This is a genomic window from Microbacterium sp. (assembly GCF_003248605.1).
In the GTDB taxonomy this organism is placed as follows: domain Bacteria; phylum Actinomycetota; class Actinomycetes; order Actinomycetales; family Microbacteriaceae; genus Microbacterium.
The window spans coordinates 1-8923 of sequence record NZ_QFPF01000103.1 but is presented as its reverse complement, the minus strand read 5'-3'; the positions used below and the strand labels follow the sequence as shown (position 1 = coordinate 8923).

General features: G+C 65.1%; 10 protein-coding genes and 1 pseudogene. 10 read left to right on the top strand and 1 reads right to left on the bottom strand.

The genetic code is table 11. From position 1 onward, the window contains the following. The 10 genes and pseudogenes from DI573_RS12225 to ccsB form a co-directional block, all read left to right on the top strand. Window positions 1-520, top strand: a 520-nt coding sequence (locus tag DI573_RS12225) for a thioredoxin domain-containing protein (protein WP_292814636.1), incomplete at its 5' end; no start/stop codon positions are given. A gap of 128 nt (window positions 521-648) precedes the next feature. After that, a pseudogene (locus DI573_RS12220) lies at window positions 649-1513 on the top strand (cation diffusion facilitator family transporter). After that, window positions 1506-2114, top strand: coding sequence for a copper resistance CopC family protein (locus DI573_RS12215; protein ID WP_292814633.1), 609 nt, complete (start codon window positions 1506-1508; stop codon window positions 2112-2114). The pseudogene DI573_RS12220 and the gene DI573_RS12215 overlap by 8 nt, the downstream one beginning before the upstream one ends. Before the next feature lie 70 nt (window positions 2115-2184). Then, window positions 2185-2706: a signal peptidase II gene (locus tag DI573_RS12210; RefSeq protein WP_363331364.1), complete on the top strand. Its 522-nt coding sequence runs from the start codon at window positions 2185-2187 to the stop codon at window positions 2704-2706. Next, window positions 2703-3038 (top strand): DUF6804 family protein, encoded by a 336-nt coding sequence (locus tag DI573_RS12205; RefSeq protein WP_036297890.1) that lies wholly within the window; start codon window positions 2703-2705, stop codon window positions 3036-3038. The genes DI573_RS12210 and DI573_RS12205 overlap by 4 nt, the downstream gene beginning before the upstream one ends. Beyond that, window positions 3035-3640 carry a TlpA disulfide reductase family protein gene (locus DI573_RS12200; RefSeq protein ID WP_036297888.1) on the top strand — a complete coding sequence of 202 codons (606 nt, stop codon included), beginning with the start codon at window positions 3035-3037 and terminating at the stop codon, window positions 3638-3640. The genes DI573_RS12205 and DI573_RS12200 overlap by 4 nt, the downstream gene beginning before the upstream one ends. Continuing rightward, window positions 3637-4404 (top strand): cytochrome c biogenesis CcdA family protein, encoded by a 768-nt coding sequence (locus tag DI573_RS12195; protein WP_036297886.1) that lies wholly within the window; start codon window positions 3637-3639, stop codon window positions 4402-4404. Before DI573_RS12200 ends, DI573_RS12195 begins: the two co-directional genes overlap by 4 nt. Then, window positions 4385-6070: a cytochrome c biogenesis protein ResB gene (locus DI573_RS12190; protein ID WP_100812064.1), complete on the top strand. Its 1686-nt coding sequence runs from the start codon at window positions 4385-4387 to the stop codon at window positions 6068-6070. The genes DI573_RS12195 and DI573_RS12190 overlap by 20 nt, the downstream gene beginning before the upstream one ends. Then, complete coding sequence (locus tag DI573_RS12185; protein WP_100812065.1) at window positions 6067-7005, top strand: cytochrome c oxidase assembly protein; 939 nt, start codon at window positions 6067-6069, stop codon at window positions 7003-7005. Before DI573_RS12190 ends, DI573_RS12185 begins: the two co-directional genes overlap by 4 nt. Before the next feature lie 221 nt (window positions 7006-7226). Beyond that, window positions 7227-8273, top strand: coding sequence for a c-type cytochrome biogenesis protein CcsB (gene ccsB, locus DI573_RS12180; protein WP_292814617.1), 1047 nt, complete (start codon window positions 7227-7229; stop codon window positions 8271-8273). A 9-nt stretch (window positions 8274-8282) separates the two neighbouring features. On the opposite strand, the gene DI573_RS12175 is transcribed toward ccsB, so the two are convergent. Beyond that, on the bottom strand, window positions 8283-8923 hold a 641-nt coding region (locus DI573_RS12175; RefSeq protein ID WP_292814614.1), incomplete at its 5' end, for an HAD-IC family P-type ATPase.

Below are 8923 nucleotides of genomic sequence, written 5' to 3'. Positions count from 1 at the left end.
CTCGCATGTCGTCGACGACGGAGGTGATGGCGCGGTCATTGTCGTGGAGTTCCTGGACTTCGAGTGCGAGGCGTGTGGCGCGTTCTACCCGATCGTGGAAGAAATACGGGAAAAGTTCGACGGCGAGATCACCTACGTCATCCGCTACTTCCCGCTGCCCGGGCACACCAACTCCACGAACGCCGCGCTCGCGGCCGAAGCGGCTGCGCAGCAGGACCAGTTCGAGGCGATGTATCAGCGACTGTTCGAGACTCAAGCCGAATGGGGCGAGTCGCAGGAATCCCGCGCGGATATGTTCAGAGGCTTTGCCGAGGGACTGGGGCTCGACCTCGCCGTCTACGACGCGGCAGTCGCAGACCCAGCCACGCTGGCTCGGGTGCAGTCGGACTTCGACGACGGACGCGCGCTCGGCGTCAGCAGCACCCCCACATTCTTCGTAGACGGGGCACTTCTGGAGCTGCAGCAGTGGAATGACCTCGAAGACACGATCGATCAAGCAGTCAACGGAGCGTCCGACTGAAATCGGCGTGAGCCGAGCCGCAGGCAATCGTAGACGCTCGCCACCGACCTCACGTCTCGACGCGGGCGAGGAATGAAGCGATCGCGATGGCCCGTCAGATCATCGACCGCCCCTGAAAGGAGCGAACCGTGGGCGCAGGACACAGCCACGACATGAGCGAAGCGACCCCCCGCAATAAATTGCTCATCGCATTCTCGATCACCCTGGCGGTGTTCGTGGTCGAAGTGATCGGATCGATCATCACCGGCAGCCTCGCGCTGCTGGTCGATGCGGGGCACATGCTCACCGACGTGATCGGCCTCGCGATGGCGGTTACCGCCGCTAACCTCATGAACCGTCCCCCGTCCGACCGGCACACCTGGGGGCTCCGGCGCGCCGAGGTTCTCAGTGCACTCGCCCAGGCCGCCCTTCTCTTGGGCGTGGGGATCTTCGCTCTCGTCGAAGGAATCCGACGTCTATTCGAGCCGCCCGAGATCGCATCCGGCAGCCTGTTGTTCTTCGGGATCGTCGGCCTGGTCGCGAACATCGCGTCCCTGCTGGTACTGATGAGCGGTCGCACACGCAACCTGAACATGCGCGCCGCGTTCCTCGAGGTCCTCAATGACGCACTCGGCTCGGGCGGTGTCATCGCCAGCGCCATCCTGATCGCCCTCCTGATCATCCCACGCACCTTCATCCTGCTTCGCGCCTCCGGCAGCGTCCTGCTCGAATCCACCCCGCCCGCCCTTGACCTGGCGGAGGTACGCCGACACATCCTCGAACTCCCGCAGGTGGTCGCCGTGCACGACCTGCACGCCTCCCAAGTCTCCACCGACCTCCCGACGCTAACCGCACACGTCGTGGTCGACGACACCCTCACCCCGGGAGCAGTCCGCCCGGCTCCTGCGAGCACTCCAGGAATGTGTCGCCGAGCACTTCCCAGTCAGCATCGAGCACGCCACCTTCCAGATCGAACCGCAATCACACCCCGGAGAGCACACCACCCATGCGTAAATCCCGCCGCTACCTCTTTTCCGTCATCGCTGCAGTCCTTCTCGGGTCTGGAATCACGCTCGCGGCGGCAGGCCCGGCGCAGGCGCACGACGACCTCCTGGGCTCCTTCCCGGACGCAGATTCCACGGTCGCTGTCTCGCCGGATGAGATCACCCTGTCATTCAGCGGCGAACTCATCTCTGACATGCAATCAGCGGTCATCGAGGTGACCGCGCCCGGCGGCGAGAACATCGCTACTGACGCCCCGACTGTCAGTGGCACCACGATCACGCAACACCTAGAACCCAACCCCCCGGATGGCGCCTTCACCGTTCTGTGGCGGGTTGTTTCCGGCGACGGCCACCCGATCAGCGGCGAGTACACCTACACGGTCGAACCGATTCAGAGCGACGCGAGCACCCCGGGCGCGGGTGCGACGGAACAAGCGCCCGAACCGTCCATCACCTCCGCCGAGACAACCACCAACACCGGCGGTAGCGAGCCCTTTGGAGGTGTAGCACTCCTGCCGATCCTCGCAGTACTCACCGGGGTCATCATCCTCGGAGCGGGGTTCATCGTGGTGTTCAAGGTCACCCGCGAACGTCGACTCCGCAACGAGTAAGCGGTCGACCGACAGGAGCAGCAGGATTCCGAGCGCACAAGTAAGGACGCGTCCCATGAAAAGTAACCAGGTGCGATTGTTCGCGACGGCATGCATTGTCGCCGCAGCCGTAGTGGTGGTCGATCAGGCAACGAAGGCGGCTGCCATCGGCGGGCTGAGCGAGACGGAGCGGATACCCATCCTGGGTGACTTGCTCGGGCTGCAGCTGGCGTTCAACCCCGGGGCGATCCTCTCCCTCGGCTCCGAAGCAACTTGGCTGCTCACCCTGCTTGGCGCGAGCGCCATGGCGTTCCTTGTCGTCGCCGCAACGCGTGCTCGCAGCGCCGGGTGGGCGGCAGGAATCGGACTGATCCTCGGGGGCGCGCTCGGAAACCTTATCGACCGATTGTTCTCGCCCCCCGGATTCGCACGCGGCGAGGTAACCGACTTTCTCGCGTACGGGAACCTTTTCATCGGCAATCTCGCCGACATCGCCCTCGGCGCCGGCGCGCTCGTTCTCGCCGTGACGCTCTTGAATCGCTCCCGGCGCACCCGCGAAGGCCGTCCCGCGAGCACAGCTGCTGACGAGTCGAACATGCAGGTGGTTCCGTGAGCGACAAAGCCCGTGTTGCTTCATCCTTTCAACGGAACGCGTTCGCCCCCGGGCTCGTAGCTGCGGCTGTGCTGTTCGTTGCCCCCGTCCTCATGGGAGACGACTGGTTCACCCTGGTGCTGTTCGTCACCGCCATCCTGGCTGCCATCGTGGGATGGTTCTCGATCCAAGCCCGCCAATGGTGGTGGACGCCTGTATTCCTCGCTGTCGCCGTAATCTGGAATCCCGTGTTCCCGCTGCCGTTCGCCGGTCCCGTTTGGGCGGGCGCTCAGCTCTTCGCGGCGGTGGCGTTCCTCGTCGCGGGTGTGCTGATCAAGGTGCCGCGCACATGAGCCTGCGCGAGCGAATCGGCTGGCCCTCCACGGTGCTCGCCATCGCCATAGTGCTCTCGGGATGCGCCGCCAACGACGCTCTCGCGGAGCAGTACCGGGACGGGAGTGAGAAGGGCTACATCTCCGGCGACTTTCAGGTCGTGGAGATCCCGGAGGGCGAGCGCGGCGATCCGGTCGATTTCGAAGGAGTCATCGAGACCGGAGAACCGGTCTCCAGCAGCGACTACAGGGGGGACGTTCTGGTCGTGAACTTCTGGTATGCGGCATGCGGCCCATGCATCGTCGAAGCGCCGCTCCTCGAGGAGGTATGGCAGAACTACCAGAGCGAGGGCGTCGCCTTCCTCGGGGTCAACACCTACGATCAGCCTGCCACCGCTCTGTCCTTCGCCCGGGACAACAACGTCACCTACCCGAGCGTCATCGACGTGAACGATGGAACCGTCAAGCTTGCGTTCGCGCAGGTCACTCCCATCCAGGCCACCCCAACCACACTCGTTCTGGATCGGGACGGGCGGGTCGCCGCCCGGATAATCGGGCAGTTGGCAACCGCATCCATCCTGTCCACCCTCGTCGATGACGCTCTCGCGGAGGACTCTCCGTGAATCCCGGTCAGCTGGTCTTCGATGGCGCCCTGTGGGTAGCGATCCCCATCGCCGTCCTCGCCGGTCTCGTCTCGTTCGTCTCGCCGTGCGTGCTACCTCTCGTGCCTGGCTACCTCGGCTACCTCGGTGGCACCTCGGTAGGTGATGGGGGAGCTGCTGATACTAATCAGCGCACGGCCACTGCGGACCGTGCCCGCATGATCGTGGGAGTGGGTTTGTTCATTGCAGGGTTCACCGTGGTGTTCGTGTCCGTGACGATCCTCGGCGGCACATTCGGTTACCTGCTGCTGCAATACGCGAACGTCCTGACCCGCATTTTCGGCGTGGTGGTGATCGCGCTGGGGCTGGTGTTCATCGGCTTCTTCGGGATCGCACAACGCACCCTGCGGCCCCGCGTCCAAGGCCGGGCCGGATTAATCGGTGCACCCCTACTTGGGTTCGCACTCGGTGTCGGGTGGACTCCCTGCATTGGCCCCACGCTGGCAGCGATCCTGTCTATGTCGTGGAACCTCGGCGACCCCGCCCGCGCGGGTCTCCTCGGGCTTGCATACTCAATGGGGCTCGGCATTCCCTTCCTTCTCCTCGCGCTCGGGTGGGGGTGGGCGTCACGCTCGGTGTCGATCCTCCGCCGCCACATCCGCGTCCTGAACATCGTCGGCGGGGCGCTGCTGGTTGTCTTGGGGCTGCTGATGGTGACCGGACTGTGGACCGCGCTGATGTCCACACTGCAGCAAGTGGTGATCAATGTCCCCGCCCCGCTCTGACACCGATAGTGCGGTCGATCCGCTGCGGCCGCCCGATCACGCCGACACCGATCGGGCCGACATCGTCGCCCCCTCTCTCGGGCTGGTCGGGTGGATGCGATGGGCGTGGCGTCAGCTGACCAGCATGCGCACCGCCCTCGTCCTGTTGCTCTTCCTCGCGATCGCCGCCGTCCCGGGATCGCTGTTTCCCCAGCGCAGCGCAGACCCGAACGGGGTCATCCAGTGGGAGCGCAACAACCCCGACGTCTTCCCCCTGGCCGACGCAGTCGGCTTGTTCGATGTGTACTCGTCGCCGTGGTTCTCCGCGATCTACCTTCTGCTGTTCGCCTCCCTCATCGGCTGCGTGATCCCGCGCGCGAAGCACCATTACACCGCACTGCGGGCCCAGCCGCCTCGGACCCCTGCTCGGCTTGCCCGACTCCCGGCCTATCAGGAAACAACCCTGCCTGTCGTCGGCGGAAACACAGACGCCATGGGGCTCGCAGTTGACCTCGCGGAACGTCAGATGCGTCGGGCCGGCTATCGCGTGCACCGCTACGAAGGTGCGGGCTGGGCGTCGGTGTCGGCCGAACGGGGCTATGTGCGTGAGACCGGCAATCTGGTTTTCCACGTCGCCCTGGTTGGAGTGCTCACCTCGGTCGCCGTGGGCACCGGGTTCGCCTATACCGGACAGCGGGTCGTGGTGGAAGGCACCACGTTCGTCAACGCGCTCAGCGACTATTCCTCGTTCAATCCCGGCCGGTTCGTCGACGGGACCGTGCTCGCACCGTACTCACTCACCCTCGACGATTTCCAGGTCTCGTACCGACTCCCCGGCGCGCCTGGGGCCGGGCAGGCGGGGGACTTCTCTGCGGACGTCACCGTCCGCACACCGGGAGACGACGACCGCGCCGAGAGCGTGCTCGTGAACTACCCGATCACCGTTGATGGCGATCGGGTCTACCTTCTCGGCAACGGCTATGCTCCCACCCTCTCCATCCGCAACTCCGACGGCGAGCTGGTCTACAGCGAGTCGCAGCCGTTCCTTCCGCAGGACTCTGCGATGACCTCTTTGGGGATCATCAAGATCCCGGACGGTCTGCCGGAGCAGGTCGGCCTCGTCGGCTTCTTCTACCCCACGCAAGGCGTACTTCCCTCAGGCGCGTTCACCTCGATCTACCCCGATGTCGCGAATCCGGTCCTCACCCTCAATGTGTTCAGCGGCGATCTCGGCATCGATGACGGGATACCCCGGTCGGTCTACACACTGGATGTCGGCGGGCTCACCCAGCTCACCGGCGCTGACTCCGGCCTGGACTCCCTCGAGCTCACCCCTGGAGGCACCGCTGATTTGCCGAACGGGTGGGGCACCATCACCTGGGAGGACGACACGGAACAGGTCGGCGAGCCGGTGAAACGGTTCGCGTCCCTACAGATCCAGAGGGATCCCAGTGGCGTCTGGGTGCTCGTCTTCTCGATCCTCGCCCTCCTGGGGCTGTTCGCCGGACTGTTCGTCCCGCGCCGACGCCTCTGGGTCAAAGCTCGTCTGATGCCGGACGGGGTTCACGTCGAATATGCCGGTCTCGCGCGGGGAGAGGACCCGGCCCTTTCCCGCGCCGTCAGCGACTTCGCATCGCGACACTCCACCGCTTACACCGACCTGCCGAACGCAGCCCCACGCCCATGACGGAATGGATCTCGGACGCACCGCCCACGTTGATGGGGTTCCTTTCCCCTGTCCCGCTGCCGTTCCCGCTGTTGCCGCTTATCGCGGCAGCTCTTGCGGTCGTCTACCTCGTAGGCGCGATCCGGATGTGGACGCGGGGCAGGCGCTGGCCGATCTGGCGAACAGTCAGCTTCCTGCTGGGCTGCGTCAGCCTCGCCGCCATCACCGGGCTGGGAGTCGAGGCCTACGGGTACGCGCTGTTCTCGGTGTTCATGTTCCAGCAACTCACGCTCATGATGGCGATCCCACCGCTGTTGGTCCTCGGCTCGCCGGGCACGCTGCTCTTGCGCGCCACCCCTCACCACGGCGCCGGCCGCATTGTCCTCCAGATAGCTCACGCGGGGCTTCGCAGCCGGTTCGCGCGGTGGCTCCTCAGCCCCTGGATCGCGCTGCCGCTCTATCTCTTCGCGTTCTACGGTCTCTACCTGGCCGACTTCGCCGACCTCATCCTCGCTTTGCCCGGAGGTCATCTCGGCCTCGAGGTCGGCTTCCTCATCGCGGGGATCCTGTTCACCATCCCCGTGCTTTCCTCAGACCCGTTGCCCGTGCACCTCAATCACGCGGGACGAGCACTCGACGTCTTCGCGGAAGCCGCGCTGCACGCATTCTTCGGGGTGTTCCTGATGATCGCGGCAAGCCTTCTTATCGACAACTTCGCCGCATCCAGCCTCGCCCTCGGCGTTGACCCCCTCGTAGACCAGAGAATCGCGGGAGGGCTGGCCTGGTCGTACGGAGAAGCACCCACCCTGCTGATGCTCCTCTTCGTCATGCATCGCTGGTACCGCGACGACACCACCCGCGACGCAGCCGCCGCACGATACGCCGACACACACGGCGACCCCGATCTCGACGCCTACAACGCCTACCTCGAAACGCTCCGCAAGAGGGACACCTGACGAATGCTCTCGCTCACCTTCGCCTCTCACCCGACGCGACGCCGACACCGGCGACGGCAGGGTCACCGCTGTCCCGCCCCGAACCCGGCTCACTCCGGCCTCGATCGTCGATGCCTGGCTCACCACCCTCCTGCCGATCAGCGCCGGAGCCGGATTGATCCTTTTCGGATTCACTCACCGTCTTCGCAACCGACCTCGCCCTCACGATTGGAAACAACTCAATGCCCGGAACAGACCCACTTTCCCTCGATGGGATCTCACTGCTGCTGGTGTGGACGGCAATCGCCACCTACTCCCTAGCCTTCATCGCCGTCACCATCGACCTGGCGCAACGTGCCTCGCGCGCCGATACAGCGCACCTCCAGGAGCACCTACCCGCGCTCGTCGCTGTGGGCACAAACGCCCCCCACTCCGGCGTGGCAGACTTCGCCAACACTGCCGCCGCGAAACCAGCAGTCATCGATGCCCTGCGGGTGCCGCCAAGACTGCGCCCCCGACTGCTGTGGGCGCGCATCGGCACCGCGCTCACCGTCCTCGGGTTTCTCTTCCACGCGGCGGGCACCGTCTCACGCGGCATCGCGGCCGAGCGGGTTCCGTGGGCGAACATGTACGAATTCGCCCTCACCGGGACGTTGCTGATCGTGGCGGTCTTCCTCCTCGTCCTCCGGTTGTACGACCTGCGTTTCCTGGGTGCATTTCTCCTCGGAATGGTCGTGCTCCTTCTCGGTGGGGCGGCGGTCGCGTTCTACGTGGAGGTCGTCCCGCTGATGGACCCGCTCAAGAGCATCTGGCTGGTGATCCACGTGTTCGTCGCGTCCCTCGCCACAGCACTCTTCGCGATTGCATGCGGAATATCGGTCACGCAGTTGCTGCAAGCGCGCCGCGAGACGCGAGACTTGGCTACGTCCGACGATGCCGACATTCCCCGCTCTGGACTTCTGCGCGCACTCCCCAGTTCCGACGCCCTGGAATCGCTGTCCTACCGGTTTGCGATCGTCGGTTTCATGTTCTGGACATTCACGCTCATCGCCGGCGCCATCTGGGCAAACGACTCGTGGGGCCGCTATTGGGGCTTCGACACCAAAGAGGTGTGGACTTTCGTCATCTGGGTGCTCTACGCCGGTTACATCCACGCCCGGGCGACCCGCGGATGGCGGGGCAAGCGTTCCGCCTGGCTGTCCATCATCGGTTTCATGACCGTGCTGTTCAACTTCACCATCGTCAACATCTTCTTCAAGGGCCTGCACTCATACTCGGGCCTCAGTTGATCGGCAGGTTCAGGACGTCGAGGCGAGTGCGGGCTGCGAGGCGGCTGACTCAGTCATGCTGCGAACGAGAGCCGGGCGACGCGCAGCGCGAACGCCGTTCGCGATGACGATCAGCTCGGCTATCTCGTGAACCAGGACGACCCCAGCGAGCCCCATCACCCCGAATAGCGCGAGGGGGAAAAGCACAACGACAATCGCCAGCGCAAGGCCGATGTCGGCCGTCATGATCCGCCGACCGCGTCTCGCGTGCGCCAAGGCAATAGGGATAAGGCGAAGATCGTGGCCCGTGAAGGCGACGTCAGCAGATTCGATCGCCGCCGCGGAACCGCGCACTCCCATGGCGATCCCAACCGTTGCGGTAGCCAGCGCCGGGGCGTCGTTGATGCCGTCACCGACCATCGCGGTCGGATGCGTCGCCACGAGCTCCACGATCGCGTCGGCCTTATCTTTCGGCAGCTGCTCCGCCCGGACTTCGGTAATCCCGGCTTCCTCAGCGATCGCGCGCGCGGTGCGATCGCTGTCACCGGTGAGCATGATCGTGTCGATGCCCTGCGCGTGCAGCATCCGAACGGTCTCTGCCGACTCGGGCCGCCAGCGGACGGAGTTCGCCGTCCAGTTCGCCCGGTCCATGGCGGTCAGCGACTCGACCG